The sequence below is a fragment of the Rhodococcus sp. MH15 genome (assembly GCF_019266045.1).
Lineage (GTDB): Bacteria > Actinomycetota > Actinomycetes > Mycobacteriales > Mycobacteriaceae > Rhodococcus_F > Rhodococcus_F qingshengii.
In genome coordinates this window covers 197246-223661 of sequence record NZ_LPNP01000058.1, presented here as the reverse complement: position 1 = coordinate 223661, position 26416 = coordinate 197246, and the positions used below count along the sequence as shown (strand labels likewise).

The following is a 26416-nucleotide window of genomic DNA, read 5'->3' as shown; positions in this document are numbered from 1 at the left end:
TCCGGGGCGCCTTGGTCACCGACAGTGGTTGTCGAATTGTGAGTAGGTCAGTCGAATGTAGGTGGTGAGCACGGTCGAAAAGTCGTTGTCGTCATCGGCCGTACGTCGCGCACTGCTTATCGGCGTAGTCGTCTTCGTCTCGTGCCTGGTCGGAATTCTGAGCCGTCTGCCGGGCACGCTTGCAGTCTTCTGGCCGGCCAACGCGCTGCTACTCGGGATCCTCTTTCGGTCGCCGCGTTCCGCCACACTGCTCACCTGGATCTGCGTCGTAGTCGGTTATGTCGGAGCCGACCTGATCACCGGTGGGGCATGGGAGTCCACGGTGTGGCTCAACGCGGCCAACATCGTCGGGGTTGCGAGCGGCTTCTTCGCCTTTCGCTGGGTCGACAGTGAGGACCGTCGACTGACCAGTATTCAGTCCGTCGGCTATCTCGTGTCGGTGACTGTCGCCGCCGCGTCGATGGCGGCGCTCGTGGGCGGAATCGCGAACCGCGTGCTGTTCGGCGGGCAGTGGTGGGACGGCTGGTTGCTCTGGTTCTCGAGTGAGTTCGTCAACTACATGACCATCGTCCCCTTGGTGCTGACATTCCCTTCGCTTCGACGAGTGGATCGAGAACCGAAAGCTGTTGCCACGCTTGTGCGTCGATCAGTCGTTCCGACGGCGCTGCTGGCCGTCTGCATCATCTTGGAGTGGGTGATAGGTGGTGCCGGAGCGATCGCGTTTGCCATGCCGGCGCTGGTGACTGCAGCCTTGCTCACCAATGTATTTGTCACGTCGGTGCTCACCGCTGTGTCAACTGCCTGGACGTTGGTACTGACGGCCGACGGCCATCTCGGATTGTCCAGCGAGGGCGTCTCGCCGGTCAGCGCGTCGGTCCAGATCGGATTGTCGCTGCTGGCGGTAGCGCCGATCGCGGTGGCCTGTGTGATCCTCGAGCGTCGCCGCGCGCTCGAGGCACTCACCCAGGCCGTCACCCACGACGATCTCACCGGTGCGTTGCGCCGGGACGAATTCCTGCGGCGAGGCGGCAGCGTGACGGGTGCGACCGATCCGCGTCGCCCCTCTGGACGTCCGGTCAGCGTCCTGATGATGGATCTGGATCACTTCAAGATGGTGAACGACAACCTCGGTCATCGTGCCGGCGATACAGCGTTGGTGAGTTTTGCCGATCAGGTGCGGCGGCACCTCGATGACAAGCATCTCTTCGCCCGATTGGGCGGCGAGGAGTTCGTCGTACTGATGGCCGGTGTCGATCTCGAGGGTGCGACCGAAACAGCCGAGATGATTCGACGCGCGCAAGCGGAGAATTCGTCGGCAGTATTGGGTGAATTCGGGCCGACCGTCAGCATCGGTGTCGCGTGTTCACCCCACGGCGACGCAGACCTGACGCAATTGGTCGATTGCGCTGACGAGGCGTTGTATCGAGCGAAGAAGTTGGACCGCAATCGAACCGTGGCGCTCACGGTCGGTAGCTGAAGAAATACGTGCGGACCCGCAGTTTGTTGCGGGTCCGCACGTGGTGGTGGAGTCGACCGATTCAGAACAGATTGATCAGCGCAGGAACACTGAACAGCGCTACGTAGTAACCCATGAACAGAACTCCGCCGTGAATCTTGAACAGGCGCCCGAGAAGACCACCGACCAGGCCGACCGTCACGGTGATCAGAAGCCCGAGGATGCCGCCCTCCCAGATGCTGATGACGACGACGAGTCCCGTGAACACCGCGATCACAGCTTCGTGACTGATGTGCTTGACCACCGCTGACGCAGCGCGGTACGCGTAGTTCATGGCAAACGGGTATGCGATGACCGTTGCCGTGACCACTGCGAGCAGTCCGTAGAGCAGGAACTCCCACTGCGTCAGGTACGTGGAGAGATTGTTGATCACTCCGGTTTCCTGATTGGTCTCGAACACCGGTGGAGCGTTGAACAGAGGGGCTGCGGGGCCTGCCGCGAGCGGGCTGAGCGGAAGGCCGAAAGCGACGAGTGGGATGAGGGTTTCCGCGATGTAGGTGGATTCCGTCGTACCGTTCTTCGCCGAGACCATTGTGGTCAGTCGGTGATAGCCGTTCTTGATCCGCGCACCTACCAGCTCACCCATCAGAACAGTCATGGCGACCGGGCTGAAGACGAAGGTTGCGCTCGACACCGTGGAAGCGGCGGCGGTGTAACCGATCTGCTTGCGATCGAGGACCTTCAGAGGATTGGGGAAGTATCCCTTCCATCCTTTGATGTCCGGGGCCAATGCAACGGTTTTGGGTTCACTGCGTTCCATGTCCTTACGGCTCGACGGGCCCAAGGTCAATGCGAGGTCCGCGATCAGCGGCCCGACTGCGATCGCAAGGAAGTAGCTGATGTTCAGCGACACATCGTAATTCGACGTCAACGCGCGGGCGCCGAGGATCAAGATGACGAAGGGAACGAGGGCGACAACCCCGGCCCAGCGGCCTGGTGAGGCGTAGGCGATGCCGATGGCGGCGACCAGGAACAGCCACGGTGCTATCGACTGAACGGTGTCCGCGAACGGCGCGAGGATGGTCGCGAACAAAACGGCAACCGGCACAGCGACGAACGCCGAGATCACTGCTCCCGAGATCGCCTTGCGGAGTGCGATGTGCGGGATGCCGAGTGAGCGCATCATCTGCGCTTCCGGCAAGAGTGGAATCGCCATCGTGTCGCCGGGAATGCCCAGCAGCATCGTCGGCACCGCGTGTGTCATGTGTTTGGCGATCGCACCGGAGAGAAAGAACGTGAAGACCGCCGCCGGGGGAGCGCCGAGCAGAATCACGAGCAGAGTCAGTGGTGCGATCGTGGCGGTCTCGTCCGTGCCGGAGATCAATCCGATGAACGTGAATGCGACCGCGCCGATGATGCCGAAGAGAACGGCAATCAGAATTTCGTTGGTCAGAACCGAACTCATGCGCGCCCACCGTCCTTCGGTGTGTTCGAGACCCGTGCGTGCTCGGCCTCGGCAGCGGCGAAGTGGTCGTACAGACCCAGCTCGCGAAGTTCCTGTCGGCTCTGCTCCGGAATGTCGGCGAGAGTGCCCAGACCCTGGCGCTGTTCACTCATCGTCGTGATGACACCGTCGATCGACTCCGCGTCGGCGGCGGCCAAGGCGACTATCCGCTTCGGCTTGATGAAGATTCCGCAGACCACGCCGGCGAGCAGGCAGGCCGCGATGCCGACCAGAAGGCTGTACGCCTGGGCCAACGACGGTTCGCTGACGACCCGTTCGAACAGTGCCTGGGCCGCGAGAAGGGCCGAGGCGCCGACGACACTGCCGACTGCAACGGAGATCGCGAGGTGTCGACCGTTGACGGTGTCGCCCCAGACCTCGAGGTATGTCTGCTGCTCGGTCGGCTCGGTTGTGGTGGTCGGCGTCGTTGCCGGCTGCGGTGGTGACATCAGTCTTCTCCAGTGTCATGCATGGCGGGGTCGTACAGGGAGGGGCTTGCGAGATGAGGGGCTTGCGTTGCGGGTGTCAGGTGCGTGCTGCGCGGAGGGCGGTGACAACTCGGGACGGGCTCGAGTGGCCGATCTGTTCGGCCATCCAGATGCTTGTATCGGTGAGCGAATCCAGGTCGATGCCGGTGTCGATCCCGAGGCCGTGGAGCATCCACACCAGATCCTCGGTCGCGAGATTTCCGGTCGCGCCCTTGGCATATGGGCACCGTCCGAGACCACCTGCGGAACTGTCGAATTCGGATACCCCAGCGGTCAACGACGCATAGACGTTCGACAGCGCCTGGCCGTAGGTGTCGTGAAAGTGCATGGCGATCTGCGATGTGGGGATGCCACGTTCTCGGAGGGCGCCGAGCAAAGCGAGCACATGGCCAGGTGTGCCGACGCCGATGGTGTCGCCGAGTGAGAGTGACGTGACACCGCTGTCGATCAGGGTCTTTGCGATGTCGGCGACACGCTCGACGGGCACGGAGCCTTCCCAGGGGTCGCCGAAGCACATGGAGATGTAGCCGCGGACGGGAAGTCCCAGGGCTCGGGCGGCCGTAGTGACCTCGGCAGCCGCGGCGATCGCGCCGTCCACCGTGGAATTGAGGTTGCGTTTCGCGAATTCCTTTGTGGCGCTGACGAATACTGCAACCTCGCTTGCTCCGGCGGCGACGGCCCGCTCGAGACCCTTGCGGTTCGGGACAAGAACGACCGTACGTACCGAGTCCGGCAGGTGCAGCCGACCCATCAATTCTTCCGCGTCCGCAAGTTGCGGGATCCATCGAGGTGAGACGAAACTCGTCAATTCGACAGTGCGGGAGCCGGCCGCGACCAGGCGTTCGATGAACTGGGCTTTCGTCTCGGTCGGGATCACCGCTGTTTCCGCTTGAAGTCCGTCGCGTGGCCCGACTTCGTAGATCTGGACCGAGGTCGGCAGCCCCGGCGCCGGCACTCGATGAGGCGCCGGCTTCCACACCGGTGATCCTGCAACTGTTTCGGTCATTGTCGTCAGTTTCCGCCGCGGATCTCGGCGAGAACCTTCTCGGCATGCTCGACGCGAATGCTCTTGTCCGCGATCAGGCGTGCCACCACGGCGTCGATCTCGCTCTTCTGCGCTCCGGCGGTGGCAGCGATGTTGCGGGCGTGCAGCCCCATGTGTCCGCGCTGGACACCCTCACTGGCCAGAACGCGGACCGCAGCCAGGTTCTGCGCCAGGCCGACTGCCAGGATGATGCCGGCGAGTTCCTCGGCGCTCTCGACGCCGAGCATCTTGATTGCGGCCTGCGCTACGGGGTGCACTTTGGTGGCCCCGCCGACGAGGCCGACCGGCATGGGTAGCTCGAGGGTGCCGACGATGTTTCCGTCGGCATTCTTCTCGAAATGCGAGAGCGACGAGTAGATTCCGTCGGCGTTGACTGCATGGGAGTGGCACCCGGCTTCGACTGCGCGCGTGTCATTTCCGGTCGCCAGCACCACGGCGCTGATGCCGTTCATGATGCCCTTGTTGTGCGTCGCGGCGCGGTAGGGATCCAGCTCCGCCAAGCGTGCGGCATGGATCAGGTTGTCCACAACCTCTGCGCCGCCGATCAATTCGGCGTCGAACACGGCGCGAACGCGTGTCAGCCGCAGATCGGCCTTGTTGGTGAGGATGCGCAGGACGACGTGTCCGCCGCCGATCTCGGCGACTCGATCCGCGATTGCCTCGGCCATCGTGTTGACGGCGTTGGCGCCCATCGCATCTCGTACGTCGACGTGAAGGTGAAGGACGACGTAGGTGGCCTTGTCCGAAGAAACGATGCGTACCGAAACGTCCTTCACGCCACCGCCGACGCTGACCAGTTTCGGGTCCTGTTCGTTGGCGAGTGCAATGATTTCTTCACGTGCCTCGAGGAGTCGGATACGGGCGGCCGCCGGATCCACGACGTCGACGAGTTGTATCTGGGCCTGCATGATCGGCGGGGTACTCGAGACGTGAAAGCCGCCGAGTCCGCGTGCGATGCGAGCAGCGTTGCTTGCGGCTGCGACTACCGACGGCTCCTCGGTGGCGAGCGGGATCAGGTAGTCCGTGCCGTTGATCGTGAAGTTGGTGGCCACGCCGACCGGGATGCCGATGACGCCGAGGACGTTCTCGACCATGCGATCGGCCTGGTCGATGGTGAGGCCGTCGGCGGCGTCGTAGACCGCGATGTCTGCTTCGGTCAGGTCGGTCTGGCGGACGATCTCGGCGCGTCGTGCGGCGACGTCGTAGGACCGGAAATCGGCGATGCGGCTGTTGATGGACCGGTTGTTCATAGACACGTGGGGTCGTCCTCCTGAAGTGGTTCTGTGCTCCGCTTCACAGTAGGGAGGTCGATGCTTGCCAGGCCACGTGCTCACGACACATCGATCGGTCGAAATTGTAGTGTCATGCACCATCGGCGCTGTCGGTGATGCCGCTTCCGGCCTCTTCGGTTCCCACGTCCCGAAGTTCGTCGAGCCTCGTCGCCATGGACACCCGGAAAAAGTTCTCGTCTTCCCGCCACGATTGACCGAGGAGCGTACGGATGCGGTCGAGACGCTGAACGACGGTGTTGGGGTGATAGTTGAGTGCGCGGGCAGCCTTGGTCGGGCTCCCGTCGTTGCGTACCAGGGCACGAAGGGTCGCGGTGAGATCGGTGTCCTTGTCGCGGTCGTACGCGAGTACCGGGCCGATTACTTCGTCGATGAACTGATGAAGTGATTCCGGATTTTCGCCGAACAGAACGGTGTACGGCAGATATGACGCCGTCGTGACCGCGCCGTCGGTCTTGCCCAATGCCGTGAGTAGGCGGGCCGTGCGCAGCGCCGAGGTGAAGCGCGCCGGGAGCTCTTCGGGGCGTTCCGCCGTCGCCGGCGCAATGACTACTGCGTGCGGTCCTACCGAACCGGTGATCTGACGGTGAATGACCGTCGCCGCGGCTGCCGGGTTTCCCGAGCGCGAGACCACCGCGATCAATCCGGCATGCTGCGCCGCCAACCCCGCTACCGGCAGAGACTGCCCGATTGCGCGGAGCGCGGCGGTGCGGAGTTCCGGAGCGACCGACACCACGAGGACGGTGTCCAGTTCGCCGACGGAGATGCCGAGGTTTCGGGTCCTACGTTCGAGATCGCGCCTGCGCTCGGGCGCAGTGCTCAGCAAGTCGGCGACCAGTTCGTCACGTGCACGCCGGTCCGCTGCTGCCGCCGCCGAGTGTTGCAACACGAGGATGGCAGTGACCTGAGCTGCCCGTTCCACGGTCCGGAGTTCGACGGGGCCGATCGGCGCGTCCGAACGATTCAGCAAGATGGCCCCGAGGAACGATTCTCCGGCGGTGACGGCGCTGACGAGTTGGATCACGGTCTCGCTGTTATCGGCGACAAACGTGCATCGGCCACTGCGGCGACTCTGGTCGATGGCATCGGACACGGCGCGAGGTAGCGACAACGGCACCGTCGTGATCTGCTCACCCGACGATGTGACGAGAGGGCGTAGCTCATTGTCGACGACGACGGTGCTGCGTTCGAGTGCGCTGCTGAGGGTTCGTGCAACCTGGGCGTAGCCACCGCCGCGGAGAACGGCGTGGATCAGATCCTGGTGGACGATGTTCGATTTGTCCCGCGCGGACACGTGCTCGCGCAGCTCGTCGAGTGCTCGCCCGGTCTCGGCGGCGGATTCCTCGGCGCGGTCCAGCGCCCGTGCGGTTTGCAGGACTACCGAGGCGTGATCAGCCAGCGCAGAGAGCAGGGCGATCTGATCTGCGGTAAATCGTCGTTCCCGGCGGTCGGCGGCAAACAGGACTCCGAGGATCTGGCCGTCGGAGAGCATCGGCACGCCGAGAATCGCCACCAGACCCTCGGCGACGATCGCGGCATCGACCACTTCGTCATGGCGCGACTGCGTGTAGTCGCTGTAGTTCTGAACCCATTGGGCTGCTCGAGATTCGGCAATCGCGCTGACCAGTCCCGCGCCGGCAGGAACTTGCAGATGCTGGAGTTCCGGCGAGACCGCGCCGGCCGTCTTTCGAACATTCAGGTCACGAGTGATCACGTCGAACTCGGACAGGTACGTGACGTCGGTGCCCATGATGTCGTGTGCGCGGTTGACCAGCCTCTGCAGCAGTGTGTCCACGTCGCGAACCTGCGCGAGCTCACGTGCACTCGAATAGAGAACCGCCAATTCGTTCTCGCGACGGCGAAGTCGCCGAAATTCCGACCGACTGGCCCGGATGCGGGCCGCGGTCTCCGCGACCTCCGTTGCGCCAAAGCCGAATTCGGCAAGTACCTGTTCGACATGTTCGTCGCCGACTGCATCGGACGTCACGTCGAACAGCGCGGCAATCACGTTGGGCGCTGAGTCGGAGTCTGAATCAGGGGCGGTCACACCGAACAAACTACAGACCGGTGGATCCACCGAATTCGTCGAGCGGTGTGGATATGTGATTGTTGTTTGTTTCCAATGCATTCCGAGTCGTGCTCGTGTCTCCCGTTTCCCGTCTCAGTCTGTTCACGTCCTTCTCGAGCGCGCTGACTTCTGTCTCGAGGGCACTGATTTTGCGGTTCAACGCTTGGATGCTCGCCATGCAGACGCCGTTCGCGTCGACGGCGGAGATCCGGCGGGCGTTGGATCCCAAGCCGAAAATCGCCGCAAAGTCTTGCGCCATCGGACCCAGGTGACGGACCGACTTGTGGTCGAATCCGTAACTCCACGTACTTATTCGGAGTGCCGTCAACCGGTCGAGCACGTCCTGCGCGCTCGTCGGAACATCTACGCCGGTATGCACGCCACGTCGATGCGCGGCCCGTGCGAACACCCACTGCGCGGGGTGTCGCATCGCGGCGTTCACCCGAATACCGACCCGAGTGCCCAAAAATTCAGTGCGCTCGCCCTCGTCAGGCGGTGAGTTCACGTCGTGCGGTTTTGACGGTCTTGTCGCTCAGCAGAATTCCCGCTCCTGCGCCGAGCAGTCCGAGGCCGATTCCGACAGCGGCGCTGCCGAGGCCCAAAGCAATTCCCAACATGATTCCTCCAAAAATTGTGCGGTGAATTGAGGGGCCAGGTGTCCGACGAAAGTGCTGCCGACCTGCTCCGCGCTCATCTTTCACATTGCTCCGCCGTGCGGGCGATGACAACCCGTCTGGACCGAATTTCTCGTGGAAAACACAGGCGTGCAACACTGGGTGAAGAACTGCTGAGTCATCGGCGTCTTGTCGGCGCCGTACGGGCGGCAGTAATTGAGTAGCCATCGACCGATCTCTAACGCAGGTTTATCTGCGCGCGGCAACGATGACCAGGCAAAAGGGTGGCATGTGAACGAATCGAGCAGTGGCTTGTTTTCCGACCTCAGCGCGTCGGAGCCCGTTGTCGACGCAAAAAGCGCCGAGCAACTGGCTGCCGAGCGTGAAACTGCGGCAGCAGAACGCTCCAACACCGACACCGCTGAACAGCGGCAGTCGCAGCTGTTCAGCGGTTAAGCGCGTCAGGACTCCTTGATCACCGACAGAACATTGCCGGAGGGATCGGTGAACCACGCGATGTCGGGGCCGTTGCCACGCATGATGCCTCGCTCATCCTGGGGGAATCCGTCGTATTTGAGAAACTCCACGCCACGTGCGGTCAGTTGGTCGACGGTTGTGTCGATGTCGTCGACGACGAAGTTGAGAATCGTGTAGGTCGCCGCTTCGTGATTCGGCTTCGGATAAACGAGGATCTCGGTTCCGCCGGCAAGATGTAGGCGAATCAGTCCCATGTCTCCGTCGGTTACCTTCAACCCGAGTGTTTCGCCGTAGAACTTCTTTGCAGAGTCGATGTCTGTCACCGAAAATCCGCTGAATGCTTTCGTGTCTGTAAGCATGACTATCTCCGTTCCCAGCGGTTGCCGGACTAGGTGGTTTGGGAATCCGTCATTCCGGATTCCATCTCGGCCCTGGCTTCCTCGCTGAACTCGATGATCTGAACGTAGTTTCCGTCGGGGTCGATCGCAGTGGCGAACAAACTGCCCCCGCGGTCTTCGAGTGGAGCGTGCCATTTTCCGCCGAGCGCATCGATGCGCTGTGCGATCGACCGGGCGTCGTCGGTTTCGACGTTGAGGAACATGCGACCCGGCTGGGGGTTGGTCTCGCCGACGTCGTCGCGTCTGTCGAGCATCACGTAGAAACCGTTGAAGTCGAGCACGTCGTAGCCGGGTTCGCCGGGAGTCCGGTCGACCTTCGGGGCGAACGCCTCGGCGTACCAGTCGCGCAAGCGTTCGGGGTCGGTGCTCGAGAGCAAAATGCTGCTGATGCTGGATCCGGACATGGGTCCTCCTGCTGTCGGTCGTTACTGTCTTCGGCAATCGAGGCTCTGGCCACATCACCTCCCAGATACAGACTTCCCGCAGCGGCGAAACTCATCGCGGCTCAGGTGTGTTCCGACACCAAGATCGCTGTCGTCCCGGGCTCGAGCGCCCGAAAGATGTGCTCCTCGTCGCCGGGATAAGCAAGATAATCGCCCGGTCCGAGTTCGATCGGATTTGCAGTGGGCCCGACCTCCGCCCGTCCGGTGCCGATCACGACGTGTTCGGTGGTGCCGCGTGCATGCGGAGTCGAAATACGCGGCTCGCCCGGTTCGGCGACTATCCGATACAGATCGCGTCGTGCGTTCGGTGGGCTCGGCGCCAAGAGTGTCGCGATGTACGACGCGTTTGCCGACGCAATCGCGGGACCTTCTCCGGCTCGAATCAACTGAACGGTCTGTGCCTGAGAGTCGACGAGTTGTGAGAACGGCACGCCCAATGCGTTTCCGAGTGCCCACAGAGTTTCGAGGCTCGGATTTCCGAGTCCGGATTCGAGTTGGGAGAGTGTGGACTTGGCGATATCGGCGCGCCTGGCGACCTCCGAAAGGCTCAAGCCTGCTCGGGCACGTTCGCGTTTGAGTGCGACGGCGACCAGTTTCTGAGGAGTCTCCGCTGTATCCGTTTCATTACTGGGCATCGTTCGATTCTCCGATCGATCGTTCTACTTGACGAACGGTGTCACTTCGTTCAACATAGAATACATGCGTTCTTTATGGCGAACAGTTGATCGAGACACGGTTCGGGTGAGCGTGCTGATCTGTCTCTCCGTGGCCATCGTCGGTGTGTCCTACGGTGTGACGGCAGGATCGGCTGGATTCTCGTTGTGGCAGCTTTTGGCGTTGGCTGTACTCGTTCTGGGAGCGTCTTCGGAGTTCTTGTTCATCGGAATCATCGCAGCCGGAGGCAGTGCCACCGCTGCTGTTGTGGCGGGCTTGTTGATCAACTCCCGTAACTTCGCCTATGGGATGTCGGCAGGATCATTCCTCGGCAGGGATCGCTACAAAGATTCAGGCTGGCGCAGGGGCTCGGGCTGGCGCAAGTTGGTCGGCGCGCACCTGGTCAACGACGAAAGCGTCGCGGTCGCCATGGCGCAGGAATCGGTGGAGCGCAAGCGTGCGGCTTTTTGGTTCTGTGGAATCGGGATCGCGGTGTCGTGGCCGATCGGAGCTCTCCTGGGCGGGCTGCTCGGCAGCGTCGTCCGAGACCCCGGCGCGTTGGGATTGGATGCCGCGTTTCCGGTTGTCATTCTGGCCCTTGTCTTTCCTGCGCTGAAGGAGAAGGTGACGCTGCTTGCCGCCCTGATCGGTGCAGCAGTCGCGGTGGCCACGTCGCCGTTCCTGCCGTCGGGTACCGCTCCGCTCGTTGCGCTGCTGAGTATCGCGGTGACGATACCGTTCCGGGAGAAGGTTCGATGAATACCGCGTCGGTCTGGATCGGTATCGTCGTGTTCGCTTGCGGTTCTTACGCTTTGCGGGCAAGTGGCGTTCTGCTCCGCGCTCGGGTGAAGCTCTCCGGCTTCGCCGAGAAAACCCTCGATCGTGCTGTCGTGGTGCTGCTGCTCGCAGTGGTTGTGACATCGACGGTCTTCACCGGGCATGACGTTGCGGGGCCGGCGCGGATGCTCGGCGTGGTGGCCGGAGGCATCTGCGCCTGGTTCAAGGCGCCGTTGGTGGTCGTGGTGATTGTCGCGGCCGGCACTACTGCAGTACTCCGACTGTCAGGAGTGTCGTAGAGCCGATTCGATGGGCGTTGAATCGGGGATCGAATTCAGGCGAGTGCGAATGCCGTCGATGAACAGGTCCAGGCCGAACTGGAAGCGCACTGTCGGATCGCCGTCGAGGAGGTCCTCGTCGGAACCGCCGCCGATCACCTCGGGGGAGTCGGGGGAAATGGGTGCTCGGGTAAGTGCCCCCATTTCTTCCATCTGCGCTCGGGACTGCTCGTCCACGGTATGGCCGAGTACGTAATACAGCAGGGCGTACGCCGCGAGTTGGGCGTGCTCGCGTGAGAGACCGGATTCTTGCCCGGCTTGTACGAAATGCTCGCGCACCTTGCTGTTCGTCATCCGCGAAGCGAAGGTGGCGCTGACCAACTCGGCGCCATCGCGGTGCGCCAGTAGGGCAGACCGAAGTCTGTGTGCCAGTTCGGAATACGCCTCTTGCCACGTGTCCGCGTCAACGGGGGCGTCGAGGTCTTCGAGGATCTTGTCGACGACCGCGCCGAGCAAGGTCTGTTTGTTCGGGAAATGCCAGTAGAGAGCGCCGGGTTGGACACCTAGTGAGGTCGCGAGCCTGCGCATCGTGAGGTCGGCAAGTCCGAACTCGTCGAGTATCGCCATGGCGCCGTCCAGCACGTCGCCGCGTCGCAACTGCACTTGTTGCTCCCCTCGTTTCGTCCCGCTGTGGAGCGCTTTCGATCGAATGTCGATCGGACCCGCCTTTGACAGTATTCCACCACGTCTCTAACGTGAACACCGTTCAACTTGTACGGTGTTCAATTTTGCTGGTTTCGAAGGAGACGTCTGTGACCCCGCCCCCGATTAGCACGGCCCCTGCGACGGTCGACATCCTCGACCAGGCGCGCGAGCAAGTTCTCGAAAGAGGAGTTGGCCTGACCGAAAGCCAGGTGCTCGACGTACTCCGACTCGACGACGACAGGCTCGAAGACCTGCTGGCTCTCGCCCACGATGTGCGTATGAAGTGGTGTGGACCGGAGGTCGAGGTCGAGGGCATCATCAGCCTGAAGACGGGCGGCTGCCCTGAGGACTGCCATTTCTGCTCGCAGTCCGGACTCTTCCAGTCGCCGGTTCGCGCGGCGTGGTTGGACATCCCGAGCTTGGTGGAAGCTGCCAAGCAGACTGCGAAGTCGGGCGCTACCGAGTTCTGCATCGTGGCCGCCGTCCGCGGACCCGACGCCCGGTTGCTCGCTCAGGTTGCCGCAGGCATCGAGGCGATCCGCAACGAGGTCGACATCCAGATCGCCTGCTCGCTCGGCATGCTCACCCAGGAGCAGGTCGACCAACTGGCCGCCATGGGTGTGCACCGGTACAACCACAACTTGGAAACTTCGAAGTCGCATTTCCCGAACGTCGTGACCACGCACTCGTGGGAAGAGCGGTGGAACACGCTTCGGATGGTTCGTGAAGCAGGCATGGAAGTGTGCTGCGGCGGAATCCTCGGCATGGGCGAATCCCTGGAGCAGCGCGCAGAATTCGCGGCCAACCTGGCTGAACTGGAGCCGGACGAGGTCCCGCTCAACTTCCTCAACCCGCGTCCGGGTACGCCGTTCGGTGATCTGGACGTGCTGCCCGCCAGCGAGGCGCTCAAGTCCGTGGCGGCATTCCGTCTCGCACTACCTCGCACGATCTTGCGCTTCGCGGGTGGACGCGAGATCACTCTCGGCGACCTGGGTGCCAAGCAGGGCATCCTCGGCGGAATCAACGCCGTGATCGTCGGCAACTATCTGACGACCCTCGGACGTCCCACCGAGAAGGATCTGGATTTGTTGGTGGATCTGCAGATGCCGATCAAAGCACTGAACGACACTCTGTGAGCACTCCGGTGACCGAGGAGCGGTACAACCCGTTCACCGGGCGTCGGATCGTCGACGGCGTCGACGATCCGACGCCGACTGCGGCGTCGATGGGGCTCGAGCCTCCTCGCTTCTGCGAGCAGTGCGGGCGCCGCATGATCGTTCAGGTCAGCCCTGACGGATGGTGGGCGAAATGCTCCCGACACGGTGTCGTCGACTCGATCGACGTCGCCCGCAGGTAGCGTCACTCTGTGTGATCTCTCTTCGGCAGATTCGTCTGCGCACCGCGATCGTGATCGCCGCAACCATTGCGGGCGTGAGCGTGCTCGTCGGTGTGCTGTGGGCGTTCTTGGCTCCGGCCGAGCACCTGTTGGTGGTGTCCGAGGGGCGCGGCGTCGCGTTGACGGGTGAGAGCCTTCATCAGTTCGACGCGAGCGCCGTGTTCATCTGGCTGGCACTGATCGTCGGTGTGCTGTCGGCTGTGGCGGCCTGGTTGGCACGCCTGAGTCGAGGTCCTTATGCCCTGGGCGGGTTGATAGTCGGTTCAGTGGCAGGTGCCGGACTGATGGCACTCGTGGGTTCGGGCGTGACAAAACTGCGTTTCCCTACGGCCGACAATCCGGCGGTCGGGGAGATCATCGCGCGGGCCCCGAACGTCGGAACTTTGCTCGTGCTTCTGTTTCAGCCGCTCGCGGCGTGCGTCGTGACATTGGTTCTTGCAGTGCTCAATCCGTACGACGACCTCGGGGTGGGGGACCACCCGGAATCCGGGGATCCGGAATCTGGGGATCCGGCCACCGACACCGAACAGACCGAAGTCGAGAGCCAGCCGAAACTTCCGTAACTGTTGCGTCGCTAGGCCGGCGAGGTCGACGAGCGCTTGGTTTCGGCTTTCATTCGCACGTCACCCAACAGTCGCCCGGAAATCAGCGCGCCCAACCGGCGGGTTGCGAAGCGAGTGCTGATCGAGGACACCCAGTTCGGCAGTCCCGATACGACGGTCGGCGGCGCGTAGCGTCGATCCAGTGCTCGGAAAGCGGTGTCCACCACCTGAGTTGCCGTCTGCATTCGCCCGACCGCCGCGTCTTCGGAGCCGACTACGTCGAAGAACTCGGTGCGCGTCGGACCGGGGCACACCGCCAATACAGTCAATCCGCTGCCGCGAGCTTCGGCCCAGAGTGCTTCGGTGAAGTTGAGTACGAACGCCTTGGACGCGCCGTAGACGGCCATGCCCGGTGTCGGCTGGAACGACGCTGTGCTGGCGATGTTGACCAGTGCTCCGCGGCCGGTGAGAAGGTCGGGCAGGAATGTGTGTGTCAGCTCGACCAGCGTGGCGATGTTGAGCTGAATCTCGGACGTGACGCGCTCGAGATCTTCGTCCACGAATGCCCCGTGTGTTCCGAATCCGGCGTTGTTGATCAGCGAGTCGACGGTGATGCCACGGTTTGTCAGCTCCTGGTGCAGCGATGCACCGACGCCGGGTGCGGCCAGGTCGGCGGGCAGGACTGTCACGATGATGCCGTGGGCGCCACGGAGTTCGGTGGCGAGTGCCTCGAGGCGGTCGGCCCGCCTGGCGACCAGAACCAGGTTTGCGCCGCGAGCGGCAAAGCGATGAGCGAATTCCACTCCGAGCCCAGCGCTGGCTCCGGTGATGAGGACGGTGGTTCCGGCTACGTCGATGGCCATGGTGGCTCCTTCGGTTCGGGTGATCCCAAATGTAGGCACTGACACCATAGTTGTCAATGACAACATTTTGATATGGTGCCACCATGCCCGCCCACGAACAGCCGTATCATCACGGCAGCCTGCGACAGGAACTCCTGGCGTCGGCCGAAGCAACACTCGAACGAGATGGCGTCGACAAGTTGTCGCTGAGGCAACTCGCGCGTGAGGCGGGCGTGAGCCACGCGGCTCCGGGCAAGCACTTTCGTGATCGCCAGGCTTTGCTCGATGCCTTGGCCGAAAGTGGATTCCATCGGATGACCGGTGCGCTCGAGCGGGCAGTCGCGGATGCTCCACCGACCGCGAGGGCCCGGTTCTCCTCGCTCGCCAATGCCTACGTGGATTTTGCGCTGGAGCATCCGGGCCTGCTCTCTCTGATGTACAGCAACAAGCATGCGCCGGGCGCCGCCGAAACTGTCGTCAACGCGGGGCACGCGACGATGGACCTGACCGTCCGGCTCGTTTCGGAAGCTCAGGCCGCAGGTGACATTGCCGCCGGTGATCCGGAAAGTATTGCGCTGGTTGCCTTTGCGACGTTCCACGGCGTCGCGACGCTTGCTGCGGGCGGAATGTTGGGCGACGTGCCGGTGGGCGAGGTGGTGAACGCGGCCTCGACGGTCTTCTGGGCGGGCCTTTCCAGGGCTGTCTGAGGTGGGGCGCGCAATTCCCCAGAGTTCTCACAGAACCAGCACAAGGGAAGCACAAGATTGCGGACTTACATAGGAGTCAAGAAGATTGATTCCGAGTGGAGGTTCGGCAATGAGTGTTTCAGAGAACGCCGCCAACAGGGGAGTTGTACTTGTCACGGACATCGGATTCGAGCACGGTGCGCGCACGGCCGCCGAGTTTCTCGACGCTGGTTGGAGCGTGGCAGTCACGGCGCGGACGGTCACCGAATTGGTTCGCGTCATGGCGGGAAAACCTGCCCATCGCTTCTTTGCGATTGTCGCCGATCCGACGGATCGTTGGCAGGCCGATCGGATTCTCGATCGGGTGACGACTCGGTTCGGTGTAATCAACCGGGTCATCGATCCGGCCGGCGCCGTGACCTCGGTGTGGTTGCAGCGCGGAAGTCTCGAAGCTGTTGCCTGACAGTGCGATCGGTGTCAGCTTGGCGGCCGTAGTGCGGCGAATTCGTCGGTGACCCGCAAGGTGGAGTCGGTGAAACGGTACAGGGCGGGTGGACGTCCACCCGACTTGCCGGACGGTGCGGTGTTGCCGGTGGGAGTCAGAACGCCTCGACGCCCCAGCACGCGTTGCAAATTGGTGGCATCGACCTGGTAACCGAGGGCAGCGCAGTAGATTTCGCGCAGTGTCGACATCGCGAACTCTTCCGGGGCCAGCCCGAATGCGATGTTGGTGTACGAGAGTTTCGCGGCAAGTCGATTGCGCGCGTGCCGTACGACGGTTCCGTGGTCGAACGACATCTCCGGCAACTTCGAAACGGGGTGCCAGGCCGTGTCCGGTGGCAGTTGTGGGTCGGCGCTGAGGGGAACGAGTCCGAGGAAGGTCGACGCGATGCGGCGCGGACCCGGCACGCGCTGTGGATCACTGAAGACGGAGAGCTGTTCGAGGTGGGCGACCTTTCGTAGGTCGACCTTCTCGGCGAGGAGTCGTCGAGCGGAGGTCGTCAGGTCCTCGTCGTCGCGCAGAGTGCCCCCGGGCAGGGACCACGTGCCCTTCTGTGGGTTGAGTGCACGCTGCCACAGCAGCACGGCCAACTCTTCACGACCTTGCGGGCAGTGATCGCCGTCACCTGCGGCGATGCTTGCGGGGAAGGTGCGAACTTGGAACACCGCTGCAAGCACTTCGTGGGTGGTGTTACTATTGGGCACGTTTTCGATCCTAAGTCGAAAACCTCGAATACGGAAATCCGGGCCAGCCCGTCCGGATTTGAACTGGGTGACGAGCCCGGGTTCACGGTGAAGGAGAACGCCATGACGACCACGACGTTATGGGAGGGATCGGCCTCGCAGATTCACGACGGCCCCGGCGGATACAACGGAGTCGAAGCGACCCCCGAGTGGGCCGCTGAGATCAAACGTCTGGCTCGCGAACGCGGCGCGACGATTCTTGCGCACAACTACCAGCTGCCTGCGATTCAGGACGTCGCCGATCATGTCGGTGACTCCCTGGCGCTGTCGCGAATCGCTGCCGAGGCGCCCGAGGACACGATTGTCTTCTGCGGTGTGCACTTCATGGCCGAGACCGCGAAGATCCTGTCGCCGTCCAAGACCGTGCTGATCCCGGACGAGCGAGCCGGCTGCTCTCTGGCCGACTCGATCAATGCCGAGCAGCTTCGTGAGTGGAAGGCCGACAACCCGAACGCCCTGGTGGTGTCGTACGTGAACACAACCGCAGAGGTGAAGGGTCTCACCGACATCTGCTGCACCTCGTCCAATGCCGTCGACGTGGTCAACTCGATCGATCCCGACCGCGAGGTTCTGTTCCTGCCGGACCAGTTCCTGGGAGCTCACGTCAAGCGCGTGACGGGCCGTACCAACATGCAGATCTGGGCTGGTGAGTGCCACGTGCACGCCGGCATCAACGGTGACGAGCTGACGGCCAAGTCCAAGTCGCACCCGGACGCCGAGCTGTTCGTGCACCCTGAATGTGGTTGCGCTACTTCGGCTCTGTACCTAGCCGGTGAAGGCGCGGTCCCCGCGGACAAGGTCAAGATTCTTTCCACCGGCGGAATGCTCGACGCTGCCCGCGTCACCAAGAGCAAGCAGGTTCTGGTCGCGACCGAGATCGGGATGCTGCACCAGTTGCGCAAGGCAGCGCCCGACGTTGATTTCCAGGCCGTCAACGACCGCGCGTCGTGCCCGTACATGAAGATGATCACGCCTGCCGCGTTGCTTCGTTGCCTTCTCGAGGGCAAGGACGAGGTCCACGTCGATCTCGAGATGGCCAAGCGTGCACAGAAGTCGGTGCAGCGCATGATCGAGATCGGTAATCCGGGCGGCGGCGAGTGACGAGCCCTGCCGGGCGTTTCGCCTGGGAGGCTCATGCCGACCTGGTCGTCGTGGGAGGCGGTGTCGCGGGCCTCACCGCTGCGCGCACCGCTTCTCTGCGGGGACTGAAAGTACTCACGGTCAGCAAGGGCGGTCCGACGGACACCGCGACTCAGTACGCGCAGGGCGGCATCGCGGTCGTCGACGATCTGAATACCGATTCCGTCGAGTCGCACGTTTCGGATACGTGTGAGGCCGGCGTCGGTTTGTGCGACGAGGAAGCTGTCTATTCCATCGTCGAAGCTGGTCACGACGCTGTTGCTGCGCTGGCCGAGTTGGGAGCGGTCTTCGATCGCGGGCGAGACGGCGAGGTGTCGCGCACCCGCGAGGGTGGGCACAGCACGCGTCGGATCATCCATGCCGGCGGCGACGCCACTGGCGCGGAAGTGCAGCGGGCTCTCAATGCTGCCGGGCTCCCCGTTCTGTTCGGTGCAGCGGCAGTCCAGGTGGTGACCAACCGGCGTGGGGTGTGCGGACTCATCGTCTCCTCGCCGGAAGGCCTCGGAGTGATCCATGCGCCCGCGGTGCTGCTCGCTACCGGCGGACTCGGTCAGCTGTATGCCTGCAGCACAAATCCGCCCGGAGCGACTGCCGACGGAATCGCGTTGGCACTCGAAGCCGGTGCGGCGATTGCGGACCTGGAGTTCGTTCAGTTCCATCCGACGGTGCTCTTCACTCCGGGCGGGGTAGGCCGCCGACCCCTGATCAGTGAGGCGGTCCGCGGCGAGGGCGCGATTCTTGTCGACACCAACGGTGATTCGGTCACCGCAGGTGTTCATCCGCTGGGTGATCTCGCCCCGCGTGACGTGGTCTCGAGGGCAATCGCAGCACGCCTACGCGATCTCGGCACTGATCACGTCTATCTCGACGCTCGCAAGCTCGACGGTTTCGATTCGAGATTCCCGACCATCACGGCGTCCTGCCTCGAAGCGGGCATCGATCCACGCACCCAATTAATTCCGGTCGCTCCGGCCGCGCACTATTCGTGCGGCGGAGTCGCCACCGACGTCCATGGACGAACGGGAGTGCCTGGTCTCTACGCAGCAGGCGAAGTGGCTCGCACGGGATTGCACGGCGCGAATCGTCTTGCGTCCAACAGCCTTCTCGAGGGTTTGGTAGTCGGGGAGCGTGCAGGAATCGCAGCTGCCGAGCGTCGCGAGGTTCATGCCGAAGTGGTCAACGTGGTGCGCAAGCCGATGCCGATCCTGCCGCGAGAGACCGTGCAGTCCGTCATGACGGCACACGCGTCGGTGGTTCGCGACGGAGGCGGTCTCCAGATTGCGCGAGCCGCGCTTGCCGACGCCGAACAGACAGTGGCGGTGGCTGCTCCGGACCTCGAAGACGCGGCGCTCACGTTGACCGCGACTGCATTGGTCGACGTGGCCGTGGCGCGAACCGAGAGCCGTGGCTGCCATACCCGCACCGACTATCCTGAAACAGATCCGAATCAGCGTCGCAGCACTCGGATCAAGATGGGTGCCGATGGAGCGCTCGAAATACCCGACATGTTGTTGACAGGAGTTCATTGATGACCGAGCAGAAGATCCTGCCCGCGCCGCTCGACCGTGACGAGCTGCTCACATTGGTCAGGCTCGCTCTGGACGAGGATCTGCGCTATGGACCCGACATCACTTCTACCGCAACGGTTCCCGCCGATGCGGTCGCGAAGGCGTCGGTCGTCTCACGCTCCTCGGGTACTGTCGCCGGCATCGACGTCGGACTGCTTGTTCTCGACGAGGTGATCGGCGCGGGTAACTACGAGGTCGTTGATCGGGTGGCCGACGGAACTCGGGTTGCGCCAGGTCAATCGGTGCTCACCGTTGTCGCGCCCACCCGCGGACTTCTCACGGCAGAGCGCACGATGCTCAACCTCGTCTGCCATCTCTCGGGAATCGCCACGGCGACATCACAGTGGGTCGACGCCATTGCCGGCACTCATGCCAAAGTGCGGGACAGCCGAAAGACGCTGCCCGGACTGCGTTCTCTGCAGAAATATGCAGTCCACGTGGGCGGAGGCGTCAACCACCGTATGGGATTGGGCGACGCGGCGTTGATCAAGGACAACCATGTTGCTGCTGCCGGTTCGGTGGTCGCAGCACTTCGTGCGGTCCGTGAGCTCGCCCCGGACATCGAGTGCGAAGTTGAGGTCGACAACCTCACTCAGCTCGATCAGGTGCTGGCGGAGAACGTGGAACTTGTTCTGCTGGACAACTTCCCGCTGTGGCAGACGCAGATCGCGGTCCAGCGCCGAGACGCTGTTGCTCCAGAAACCAAACTCGAGTCATCCGGTGGTCTCACCATCGACGTTGCCGCAGAGTACGCCCGAACCGGCGTCGACTACCTCGCTGTAGGTGCCTTGACGCACTCGGTGACGGTCCTCGACCTCGGGCTCGACATGTAGGTGTCGCTATTGCTCGGCGTCCAGCAGTTGCGGGACGGCCGAGCGAAGCGCGTTTGTCACGGTTGCGACCGCCGGGTGAGCGTCGGAGCCCGCTCGGTGTGCAATCTTGGTCCTTCGTCGAATGGGCATCGGCGTCAGGCGCACACCTAGCGGCGGATGGATTGCTCCGAGTTCAGGAACCAGCGAAACACCCTGTCCCGCAGCGACGAGGGCGAGAACGGTGGCGAACTCGTCGATGTGGTGTCGCACTTTCGGGGTGAATCCAGCTGCCCGGCATGCGCGAATAGTCATTGCATGACAAGCAGTTCCGGGAATTGCGGTAATCCAGGGACGTTCTACGCAGTCGGTCAGCGATGCGACAGCGTCGTGGGGATCTGACTCGATGTCACTCGATGCGAGGTACACGGCTTCGCTGCAGAGCGGCAATGTCGTCAGGCCCGGTTCGGTGGGGCGAGGGACGAAGTCGTAGTCGTGAATCAACGCCAAGTCCAGAGTCCCAGCTCGTAGGTCGTCGGCGACGTCCGCCGGGTCGATCTCCGAAACCATCGGTTCCAACCCGGGATGCTCGCGAGACAGGGCGATCAATGCCGCCGGGAGGATCGCCCGTGCCGCGGTCGGGAACGTTCCGATGCGCAGCGGCCCCGCCAGTCCACGACGTGCGTCGACCAATTCACCTGACGCCTGCTCCAGGCGTTGCAGGATGGCTTCGGCATGACGTGCGAGGTTCTCACCGGCGGGTGTGAGTCGGACGCGACGGCCTGTTCGTTCCAGCAGCGGCACGCCGGCTTCACGTTCGAGGACGGCCAACTGCTGCGACACCGCGGAGGGACTGAACGACAGCGCCTCGGCAACGGCAACGATGGTTCCGCGCAGCGCTAGTTCGCGCAAGAGCTTCAGTCGGCGAACATCGAGCATCAGCTCAGCTTACGCTCGACGATGGAAATGCGAACTAGACCTACAAGGTTTGTTCGGTGAGGCTGAGTTCTATGACTACGACTCGAGTTGACCTGGCCGGAATCCATGTTCCACTGATCACGCCCTTCGAGAGCGACGGTCGTATTGCAACCGATGCACTCGAACAGCTTGCGCACCAGGTCCTCTCCGAGGGTGCGGTCGGACTCGTTGCGCTTGGGACTACAGCGGAAGCCGCAACACTCACCGAACAGGAGAGAGTGACCGTTCTGGATATCTGTGCGAATGTGTGCCGTGCGAGAGGTGCGACGTTGATGGTCGGCGCGGGCAGTAACGACACGGCGGGCAGTGCGCAGGCGCTCGGGAGGCTGGCTCGGTGGCCTGAGGTCTCGGCGGCCTTGGTGCCGGTTCCCTCCTTTACGAGGCCGTCGAAAGCCGGTGTGGTGGCGCATTTCGCGCATCTGCAGTCGTCGAGCCCAGTGCCGCTGATCGTCTATCACGTGCCGTACCGAACTGCGTGCGATCTGGACAGCGGCACTATGCAGGAGGTGGGTACTTTGCCCGGGGTTGTTGGTGTGAAGTATGCCGCGGGCGGTATCGACGCAGCTGCCGTCGAACTCTTCGCGGATCTTCCAGGCGACTTCGCCGTACTGGCGGGGGATGATCTGTTTCTCGCGCCTCTTCTGGCCTTGGGTGCGGCCGGTGGCATCTTGGCGTCCGCTCATGTGTCGACCGCTGAGTTCGTCCGCTTGGTAAAAGCTTGGGACAGTGGCGATGTGGACGGCGCCCGTGACCTCGGGCGGAGTTTGTCGAAGCTGTCCGGATCTCTGTTTTCCGAACCGAACCCGACTGTGATCAAGGGCGTATTGCATGCGTTGGGACAGATTCCGACTCCCGATGTGCGACTGCCGTTGCTACCTCCGGGTGACGAATCGGTAGCGCGGGCGCTCGAGGTCTACCACTCTTGACTCGAACACGTGTTCGAGTATGATTTGGGGAGGGGATCGGGGGATTCAATGAGCGTCTTGTTGTCGGACGTGGTGTCTGGTTCTGCGGTGGGGTTGCGCGGACGGTTGTGGCGGTTGTCTGCTTCTGAGTTGCGCGCTGCTGCTGTCGAGGCGAGTGCGGAGATTCTGCGCCTGGAAGCTGTGCGTGTGGCTGTGGTGGACGAGTTGTCGTTGCGCCCGGATGATCAGGTGATCGCCAGCCGCGGGGCGGGTGCGTGGTTGGCGGCGAACACGATGCTGCAGGTTCGGGACGGGAAGAAGATCGCCGCGCTGGGTGCGGCTTTGCGGCCGTTTCCTGCGGTGGCTGCTCGGTTCGATTGCGGGGACTGCTCGTTCGATCATGCCGTGTTGATCGTGGCGTTCTGCGAGTCACCGCCGAAAGGCATGCCGGAGGAGGCGCTCCCGAAGTGCATCGATTTGTTGTTGGCTGCTGCGTCGGGTGTGGAGGCGACGACGACGAAGGTGCGGAACGTGATCGCGACGTTGGAGCGGTTGTTCGAATCCGATGAGATCCCGCCCGCCGAGGATGTCGATCTCAACGAGTTGCGGATCGCGTCGACGCTCAATGGTCGGGTGGTGGTGCGTGGTGATTTCGACGCCCTGACCGGTGAAATGCTGCTGTCGGCGTTGTCGAATCTGACGATGCCCACCCCGGCACCCGATGGAAGCCCGGATGCTCGGTCGGCGGCGAAGCGCACGGCGGACGGGTTCACGGAACTGATCCGCCGGTATCTGGACTGCGCGAAAACCGGTACCGATGGTGGCCAACGCCCGCACGTGAACGTGCACATCAACGCGCGTGATCTCGCTGAGCATCGGGACTGCGCCGCAACACCCTCCATGGCTGATGGTGGAGTGGCTGTGTCTGATCTTGATGTCGGGCACATGCCCTGGCTCGGACCGCTGTCGGTGTCGCAGACCAGGCTTCTCGGGTGTGACTGTTTCCTGTCCACGGTTCTGCTCGACGATCACGGCGCGCCGTTGGATGCGAAACCCGGGAAACGGTTGGTCACCGCCGAACAGCGAGTGGCGTTGATCGCCCGGGACAAGGGCTGCGCGTTCCCGGGTTGCACATGTGTACCGGCCTGGACGGATGCGCACCATATCCGGCACTGGGCGAACGGTGGGCCGACGGTGATGAACAACCTGGTGCTGCTGTGCCGTTCACATCATCGGTTGATGCACCGGAAAGCCGGGTTCGTCGGGAAGTGGGCGATTCGGATCGGTGTCGACAACAAGCCCTGGTTCATTCCGCCGCCCTCGATCGACCCGCAGCAGCACCCACGGCCGGCGAACACCACATTCAAAACCTGACTGAGTGGTGACACCCGTTTAGGCGCACAACTTCACGCCGATAGGCTTCAACTCGGAGATACACCCGGGTTGGGGCCTGGAGGCCGTGTTGTTGTGAACGGCTGCAGATATGGGGGAGGTCATATGGTTGTGGACGTTGTGCAAGCGGTCGAGACCGATGGGCCGGAGATTCTGGCGCTGCGGCACGCGGCAGAAGACTGGTTGGCAGAACGCGGAATCATCCAGTGGCGCCCGCGTGAAGTGTCCGTCGAGCAGGTCGAGCAGCAGATTTCGAGAGGGGAGTTCTTTGTTGCGCGAGACCGGGAGCAGTCGAGGATTGTCGGTGCCCTGCGGTTGATCTGGTCGGACCCTGTGGTCTGGCCCGATTCGAACGAGCCTGCCGGCTACGTGCACGGATTGGTTATCGATCGAGAATTCTCGGGAACCTCGATGGGCGAACGCTTACTCGTCTGGGCCCATCGACGGTCCGCGGACGAGAACGCGCAGTACCTGCGGCTCGATTGTGTAGAAACCAACGTGCGGTTGCGCCGCTACTACTTGGACGCCGGTTTTACCGAGGTAGGGCGTCGTGACTTCGGAGACGATGCCGACACCGGTTGGTTCAGCGTCGTGCTGTTCGAGCGCTCCCTGACCTGAGCCATTCACAGCAACTTTCCAGCCGGCTCCCAGTGCCGCCAGGGTTGGAGACGCGATCGTTGGCAGGACAGTAACTCGTGAAGGGACTTCCTGATGACCGCCGTTCTGCATCCGGCCCCGCGTCAGCGGCCGGCACCAACTGCCCATCGCGCGGAGCCCTCGCCGTCGTGGTTCCGCACGCGCAGTACAGGATTGGCGCTGACGATCCTGTTGGCAGCAACGGCAGTCCTGTATTTGTGGAATCTGACCGCGAGTGGCTACGCCAACACCTTCTACGCTGCAGCGGCGCAGGCCGGCTCCCAGAATTGGAAAGCGTGGTTCTTCGGTTCCCTCGATACCTCGAATTTCATCACTGTCGACAAACCGCCCGCTTCATTGTGGGTCATGGGTGTGTCCGGACGAATCTTCGGATTCTCGAGTGCCAGTCTTCTAGTTCCGCAGGCATTGATGGGCGTCGGATCAGTAGCGCTCGTATACGCGGCCGTCAAACGAGTGGCGTCGCCCGCTGCGGGTTTGGTGGCGGGAGCTGTTTTGGCAGCTACGCCCGCTGCCGCCCTGATGTTCAAGTTCGACAATCCTGATGCACTGTTGGTTCTGCTCATGACTCTCGCCGGCTACTTCGTTATTCGCGCCATGTGCACGGCGATCGGTCGTCGAGCCGCGATGTGGGTGGCGCTCGCAGGAGTAGCGCTGGGGTTTGCCTTTCTCACCAAGATGCTGCAAGGGCTGATGGTGTTGCCTGCATTTGGTGCCGCGTATTTGATCGCCGGACAGGTGCGCTTGCGGACTCGCCTGGTCCACCTGGTGATCGGTGCTGCGTCCGTTGTCATATCGGCTGGGTGGTGGGTGTTGGCAGTGTGGCTGTGGCCCGCTGATTCTCGCCCGTACATCGGCGGATCGACCAACAACAGCGTCATGGACTTGGTAGTGGGATACAACGGATTGGGTCGACTTTTCGGGAGCACCGGTGGCGGTGGCGGAATGGCCGGTGGCAGTGCAGGTTCGAGCTTCGGGGGAAGTGCCGGACTCGAACGGCTGTTCGGCAGCGAGATGGGTATCCAGATTTCCTGGCTTATTCCTGCGGCTTTGATTGCGCTGGTGTTCGGCCTGCTCGCCTGTGGGCGCGCACCGCGCACAGATCTTGTCCGTGCGTCGTTGATCCTTTGGGGTGGTTGGTTTCTCGTTACCGGCCTGATCTTCAGCTACATGTCCGGCATGATCCACCCCTATTACACAGTTGCGCTGGCGCCCGCCGTCGCGGCGATGATCGGGACCGGTGGATACGCTCTGTGGTTGGTCCGTGCCCGTTGGATCGGACGTTGCGGCTTGGCTGCGACGATGCTGGCCGCAGGAATCTGGAGTTGGGTGTTGTTGCACCGCAATGCCGACTGGCTGCCGATGCTGAAGTGGATTCTGTTGGCGGGCACTGTCGTCGGCGCGATCCTGGTTCTCGTGGGAGCCAAGGATCGATTCCGCAAGCTCGCTGTCGCTGGATTGATTCTTGGATCGTTGGCAGGGATAACCGGTTCTGCGTCTTACGCGATTGCCACTGCCGCAACAGCGCACGGCGGATCCATCCCGACGGCCGGACCAACCGGCGCCGTGTCCGACTCCGGAATGGGCGGGGGAGGAGGTATGGGTGGGGGCCCAGGGCTGCAAAACGGTGACGCTCCGCCGAATTCTTCTGACGCGACTGTAAATCCGGCGTCGAACGGGCAAGAACTGAGTAGCGGCAGCGAAAGTACTTCCGAGTTGACGGCAATGCTGGTCAATGCGGGCACCACGTGGTCGGCCGCGACCAACGGCTCGCAAAGCGCAGCAACCTACGAGTTGGCCAGCAATGCCGCGGTGATGGCGATCGGCGGTTGGAGTTCCGATCCCGCACCGACATTGGATCAATTCATCCAGTACGTGGCAGACGGAAAAATTCACTACTACATTGCCGGTGGCCAGGGCGGAAGCCAGAGAGAGGGCCAAAGCGGGGGCAGCACCTCGAGTGTCATCCAGGAATGGGTCGAAGCGAATTTCACGTCGACAACGGTGGGAAATTCCACGATCTACGACCTCAGCGGGTATGTCGGATAGCGACGTAGTTGTTG

At 62.8% G+C, this 26416-nt stretch carries 30 protein-coding genes; 16 read left to right on the top strand and 14 right to left on the bottom strand.

The annotated features are described in order from the left end of the window. Positions 1-64: 64 nt before the first annotated feature. Complete coding sequence (locus ATN37_RS05150; protein ID WP_308125195.1) at positions 65-1477, top strand: diguanylate cyclase; 1413 nt, start codon at positions 65-67, stop codon at positions 1475-1477. A gap of 61 nt (positions 1478-1538) precedes the next feature. On the opposite strand, the gene ATN37_RS05145 is transcribed toward ATN37_RS05150, so the two are convergent. From ATN37_RS05145 to ATN37_RS32380, 7 genes are all read right to left on the bottom strand, one after another. Continuing rightward, on the bottom strand, positions 1539-2921 hold the full coding sequence (locus tag ATN37_RS05145) for a tripartite tricarboxylate transporter permease (RefSeq protein ID WP_003941745.1): 1383 nt from the start codon (positions 2919-2921) through the stop codon (positions 1539-1541). Continuing rightward, a complete protein-coding gene (locus ATN37_RS05140; RefSeq protein ID WP_003941716.1) occupies positions 2918-3409 on the bottom strand; it encodes a hypothetical protein in 492 nt (163 codons plus the stop codon). The genes ATN37_RS05145 and ATN37_RS05140 overlap by 4 nt, the downstream gene beginning before the upstream one ends. Positions 3410-3485: 76 nt before the next feature. Then, positions 3486-4454 (bottom strand): hydroxymethylglutaryl-CoA lyase, encoded by a 969-nt coding sequence (locus ATN37_RS05135; RefSeq protein WP_218694857.1) that lies wholly within the window; start codon positions 4452-4454, stop codon positions 3486-3488. Between the two features lie 5 nt (positions 4455-4459). After that, positions 4460-5743 (bottom strand): hydroxymethylglutaryl-CoA reductase, degradative, encoded by a 1284-nt coding sequence (locus ATN37_RS05130; RefSeq protein ID WP_064444162.1) that lies wholly within the window; start codon positions 5741-5743, stop codon positions 4460-4462. 112 nt (positions 5744-5855) lie between these two features. Next, positions 5856-7829 carry a GAF domain-containing protein gene (locus ATN37_RS05125; RefSeq protein ID WP_308125194.1) on the bottom strand — a complete coding sequence of 658 codons (1974 nt, stop codon included), beginning with the start codon at positions 7827-7829 and terminating at the stop codon, positions 5856-5858. A gap of 10 nt (positions 7830-7839) precedes the next feature. Further along, entirely contained in the window at positions 7840-8355 is a 516-nt protein-coding gene (locus tag ATN37_RS05120) for a tail fiber domain-containing protein (protein ID WP_030537101.1), read from the bottom strand. After that, the gene (locus ATN37_RS32380; RefSeq protein WP_003941742.1) at positions 8339-8467 is read right to left on the bottom strand and encodes a hypothetical protein; all 129 of its coding nucleotides are present in this window, start codon (positions 8465-8467) and stop codon (positions 8339-8341) included. Before ATN37_RS32380 ends, ATN37_RS05120 begins: the two co-directional genes overlap by 17 nt. 288 nt (positions 8468-8755) lie before the next feature. On the opposite strand from ATN37_RS32380, the gene ATN37_RS05115 reads away from it, so the two are divergent. Beyond that, a complete protein-coding gene (locus ATN37_RS05115; RefSeq protein WP_003941708.1) occupies positions 8756-8920 on the top strand; it encodes a hypothetical protein in 165 nt (54 codons plus the stop codon). 5 nt (positions 8921-8925) lie between these two features. On the opposite strand, the gene ATN37_RS05110 is transcribed toward ATN37_RS05115, so the two are convergent. The 3 genes from ATN37_RS05110 to ATN37_RS05100 all read right to left on the bottom strand — a co-directional run bounded on the left by ATN37_RS05110 (position 8926) and on the right by ATN37_RS05100 (position 10417). Further along, entirely contained in the window at positions 8926-9300 is a 375-nt protein-coding gene (locus tag ATN37_RS05110) for a VOC family protein (RefSeq protein ID WP_218694853.1), read from the bottom strand. 29 nt (positions 9301-9329) lie between these two features. Beyond that, positions 9330-9743 (bottom strand): VOC family protein, encoded by a 414-nt coding sequence (locus ATN37_RS05105; protein ID WP_030537099.1) that lies wholly within the window; start codon positions 9741-9743, stop codon positions 9330-9332. Positions 9744-9844: 101 nt separating this feature from the next. Beyond that, positions 9845-10417 (bottom strand): helix-turn-helix domain-containing protein, encoded by a 573-nt coding sequence (locus tag ATN37_RS05100; protein ID WP_030537098.1) that lies wholly within the window; start codon positions 10415-10417, stop codon positions 9845-9847. A 64-nt stretch (positions 10418-10481) separates the two neighbouring features. Here ATN37_RS05100 and ATN37_RS05095 point away from each other — a divergent pair, with 64 nt between their 5' ends. Together ATN37_RS05095 and ATN37_RS05090 are read left to right on the top strand one after the other, a co-directional pair. Further along, positions 10482-11195 carry an AzlC family ABC transporter permease gene (locus ATN37_RS05095; RefSeq protein WP_054827946.1) on the top strand — a complete coding sequence of 238 codons (714 nt, stop codon included), beginning with the start codon at positions 10482-10484 and terminating at the stop codon, positions 11193-11195. Continuing rightward, positions 11192-11512, top strand: coding sequence for an AzlD domain-containing protein (locus ATN37_RS05090; RefSeq protein WP_007733089.1), 321 nt, complete (start codon positions 11192-11194; stop codon positions 11510-11512). The genes ATN37_RS05095 and ATN37_RS05090 overlap by 4 nt, the downstream gene beginning before the upstream one ends. Here the strand turns inward: ATN37_RS05090 and ATN37_RS05085 are convergent. Next, entirely contained in the window at positions 11498-12154 is a 657-nt protein-coding gene (locus ATN37_RS05085) for a TetR/AcrR family transcriptional regulator C-terminal domain-containing protein (RefSeq protein WP_007733086.1), read from the bottom strand. The two genes, ATN37_RS05090 and ATN37_RS05085, sit on opposite strands and share 15 nt — an antisense overlap. A gap of 164 nt (positions 12155-12318) precedes the next feature. Here ATN37_RS05085 and bioB point away from each other — a divergent pair, with 164 nt between their 5' ends. The 3 genes from bioB to ATN37_RS05070 are packed head-to-tail and all read left to right on the top strand — an operon-like array spanning position 12319 to position 14155. After that, positions 12319-13332, top strand: a complete 1014-nt coding sequence (bioB, locus tag ATN37_RS05080) for a biotin synthase BioB (protein ID WP_218694920.1) — start codon at positions 12319-12321, stop codon at positions 13330-13332. After that, entirely contained in the window at positions 13329-13553 is a 225-nt protein-coding gene (locus ATN37_RS05075) for a hypothetical protein (RefSeq protein WP_003941741.1), read from the top strand. Before bioB ends, ATN37_RS05075 begins: the two co-directional genes overlap by 4 nt. 11 nt (positions 13554-13564) lie before the next feature. After that, positions 13565-14155 carry a DUF2567 domain-containing protein gene (locus ATN37_RS05070; protein ID WP_218694851.1) on the top strand — a complete coding sequence of 197 codons (591 nt, stop codon included), beginning with the start codon at positions 13565-13567 and terminating at the stop codon, positions 14153-14155. Between the two features lie 11 nt (positions 14156-14166). Here the strand turns inward: ATN37_RS05070 and ATN37_RS05065 are convergent, their stop codons facing one another. Beyond that, the gene (locus ATN37_RS05065) at positions 14167-14997 is read right to left on the bottom strand and encodes an SDR family oxidoreductase (RefSeq protein WP_042925098.1); all 831 of its coding nucleotides are present in this window, start codon (positions 14995-14997) and stop codon (positions 14167-14169) included. Between the two features lie 83 nt (positions 14998-15080). Here ATN37_RS05065 and ATN37_RS05060 point away from each other — a divergent pair, with 83 nt between their 5' ends. Further along, positions 15081-15683 (top strand): TetR/AcrR family transcriptional regulator, encoded by a 603-nt coding sequence (locus tag ATN37_RS05060; protein ID WP_007733070.1) that lies wholly within the window; start codon positions 15081-15083, stop codon positions 15681-15683. 109 nt (positions 15684-15792) lie between these two features. Further along, complete coding sequence (locus ATN37_RS05055) at positions 15793-16125, top strand: short-chain dehydrogenase (protein WP_030537093.1); 333 nt, start codon at positions 15793-15795, stop codon at positions 16123-16125. Positions 16126-16139: 14 nt separating this feature from the next. On the opposite strand, the gene ATN37_RS05050 is transcribed toward ATN37_RS05055, so the two are convergent. Continuing rightward, a complete protein-coding gene (locus tag ATN37_RS05050; protein ID WP_007733069.1) occupies positions 16140-16868 on the bottom strand; it encodes an NUDIX domain-containing protein in 729 nt (242 codons plus the stop codon). A 102-nt stretch (positions 16869-16970) separates the two neighbouring features. On the opposite strand from ATN37_RS05050, the gene nadA reads away from it, so the two are divergent. The 3 genes from nadA to nadC are packed head-to-tail and all read left to right on the top strand — an operon-like array spanning position 16971 to position 20448. Next, the gene (nadA, locus tag ATN37_RS05045; protein WP_003941702.1) at positions 16971-18008 is read left to right on the top strand and encodes a quinolinate synthase NadA; all 1038 of its coding nucleotides are present in this window, start codon (positions 16971-16973) and stop codon (positions 18006-18008) included. Beyond that, positions 18005-19576: an L-aspartate oxidase gene (locus ATN37_RS05040; protein WP_218694849.1), complete on the top strand. Its 1572-nt coding sequence runs from the start codon at positions 18005-18007 to the stop codon at positions 19574-19576. The genes nadA and ATN37_RS05040 overlap by 4 nt, the downstream gene beginning before the upstream one ends. Next, complete coding sequence (gene nadC, locus ATN37_RS05035; protein WP_003941805.1) at positions 19576-20448, top strand: carboxylating nicotinate-nucleotide diphosphorylase; 873 nt, start codon at positions 19576-19578, stop codon at positions 20446-20448. The genes ATN37_RS05040 and nadC overlap by 1 nt, the downstream gene beginning before the upstream one ends. Before the next feature lie 6 nt (positions 20449-20454). Here nadC and ATN37_RS05030 read toward each other — a convergent pair whose 3' ends face one another. Beyond that, the gene (locus ATN37_RS05030) at positions 20455-21363 is read right to left on the bottom strand and encodes a LysR substrate-binding domain-containing protein (protein ID WP_058226964.1); all 909 of its coding nucleotides are present in this window, start codon (positions 21361-21363) and stop codon (positions 20455-20457) included. 71 nt (positions 21364-21434) lie between these two features. Between ATN37_RS05030 and ATN37_RS05025 the strand changes: the two genes are divergently transcribed. The 4 genes from ATN37_RS05025 to ATN37_RS05010 all read left to right on the top strand — a co-directional run bounded on the left by ATN37_RS05025 (position 21435) and on the right by ATN37_RS05010 (position 26402). Then, a complete protein-coding gene (locus tag ATN37_RS05025; protein ID WP_218694847.1) occupies positions 21435-22328 on the top strand; it encodes a dihydrodipicolinate synthase family protein in 894 nt (297 codons plus the stop codon). A 48-nt stretch (positions 22329-22376) separates the two neighbouring features. After that, entirely contained in the window at positions 22377-23681 is a 1305-nt protein-coding gene (locus ATN37_RS05020; protein ID WP_218694845.1) for an HNH endonuclease signature motif containing protein, read from the top strand. A gap of 123 nt (positions 23682-23804) precedes the next feature. Then, a complete protein-coding gene (locus ATN37_RS05015; protein ID WP_047272184.1) occupies positions 23805-24317 on the top strand; it encodes a GNAT family N-acetyltransferase in 513 nt (170 codons plus the stop codon). A gap of 93 nt (positions 24318-24410) precedes the next feature. After that, positions 24411-26402, top strand: coding sequence for a glycosyltransferase family 39 protein (locus ATN37_RS05010; RefSeq protein WP_218694843.1), 1992 nt, complete (start codon positions 24411-24413; stop codon positions 26400-26402). The last annotated feature ends 14 nt before the right edge of the window (positions 26403-26416 follow it).

Coding starts and splice junctions, on each gene's coding strand:
- ATN37_RS05145 (WP_003941745.1), bottom strand. CDS start 2,921: ATGAGTTCGGTTCTGACCAACGAAATTCTGATTGCCGTTCTCTTCGGC.
- ATN37_RS05140 (WP_003941716.1), bottom strand. CDS start 3,409: ATGTCACCACCGCAGCCGGCAACGACGCCGACCACCACAACCGAGCCG.
- ATN37_RS05135 (WP_218694857.1), bottom strand. CDS start 4,454: ATGACCGAAACAGTTGCAGGATCACCGGTGTGGAAGCCGGCGCCTCAT.
- ATN37_RS05130 (WP_064444162.1), bottom strand. CDS start 5,743: ATGAACAACCGGTCCATCAACAGCCGCATCGCCGATTTCCGGTCCTAC.
- ATN37_RS32380 (WP_003941742.1), bottom strand. CDS start 8,467: ATGTTGGGAATTGCTTTGGGCCTCGGCAGCGCCGCTGTCGGAATCGGC.
- ATN37_RS05110 (WP_218694853.1), bottom strand. CDS start 9,300: ATGCTTACAGACACGAAAGCATTCAGCGGATTTTCGGTGACAGACATC.
- ATN37_RS05105 (WP_030537099.1), bottom strand. CDS start 9,743: ATGTCCGGATCCAGCATCAGCAGCATTTTGCTCTCGAGCACCGACCCC.
- ATN37_RS05100 (WP_030537098.1), bottom strand. CDS start 10,417: ATGCCCAGTAATGAAACGGATACAGCGGAGACTCCTCAGAAACTGGTC.
- ATN37_RS05095 (WP_054827946.1), top strand. CDS start 10,482: ATGCGTTCTTTATGGCGAACAGTTGATCGAGACACGGTTCGGGTGAGC.
- ATN37_RS05090 (WP_007733089.1), top strand. CDS start 11,192: ATGAATACCGCGTCGGTCTGGATCGGTATCGTCGTGTTCGCTTGCGGT.
- ATN37_RS05065 (WP_042925098.1), bottom strand. CDS start 14,997: ATGGCCATCGACGTAGCCGGAACCACCGTCCTCATCACCGGAGCCAGC.
- ATN37_RS05060 (WP_007733070.1), top strand. CDS start 15,081: ATGCCCGCCCACGAACAGCCGTATCATCACGGCAGCCTGCGACAGGAA.
- ATN37_RS05055 (WP_030537093.1), top strand. CDS start 15,793: ATGAGTGTTTCAGAGAACGCCGCCAACAGGGGAGTTGTACTTGTCACG.
- nadA (WP_003941702.1), top strand. CDS start 16,971: ATGACGACCACGACGTTATGGGAGGGATCGGCCTCGCAGATTCACGAC.
- nadC (WP_003941805.1), top strand. CDS start 19,576: ATGACCGAGCAGAAGATCCTGCCCGCGCCGCTCGACCGTGACGAGCTG.
- ATN37_RS05030 (WP_058226964.1), bottom strand. CDS start 21,363: ATGCTCGATGTTCGCCGACTGAAGCTCTTGCGCGAACTAGCGCTGCGC.
- ATN37_RS05025 (WP_218694847.1), top strand. CDS start 21,435: ATGACTACGACTCGAGTTGACCTGGCCGGAATCCATGTTCCACTGATC.
- ATN37_RS05020 (WP_218694845.1), top strand. CDS start 22,377: ATGAGCGTCTTGTTGTCGGACGTGGTGTCTGGTTCTGCGGTGGGGTTG.
- ATN37_RS05015 (WP_047272184.1), top strand. CDS start 23,805: ATGGTTGTGGACGTTGTGCAAGCGGTCGAGACCGATGGGCCGGAGATT.
- ATN37_RS05010 (WP_218694843.1), top strand. CDS start 24,411: ATGACCGCCGTTCTGCATCCGGCCCCGCGTCAGCGGCCGGCACCAACT.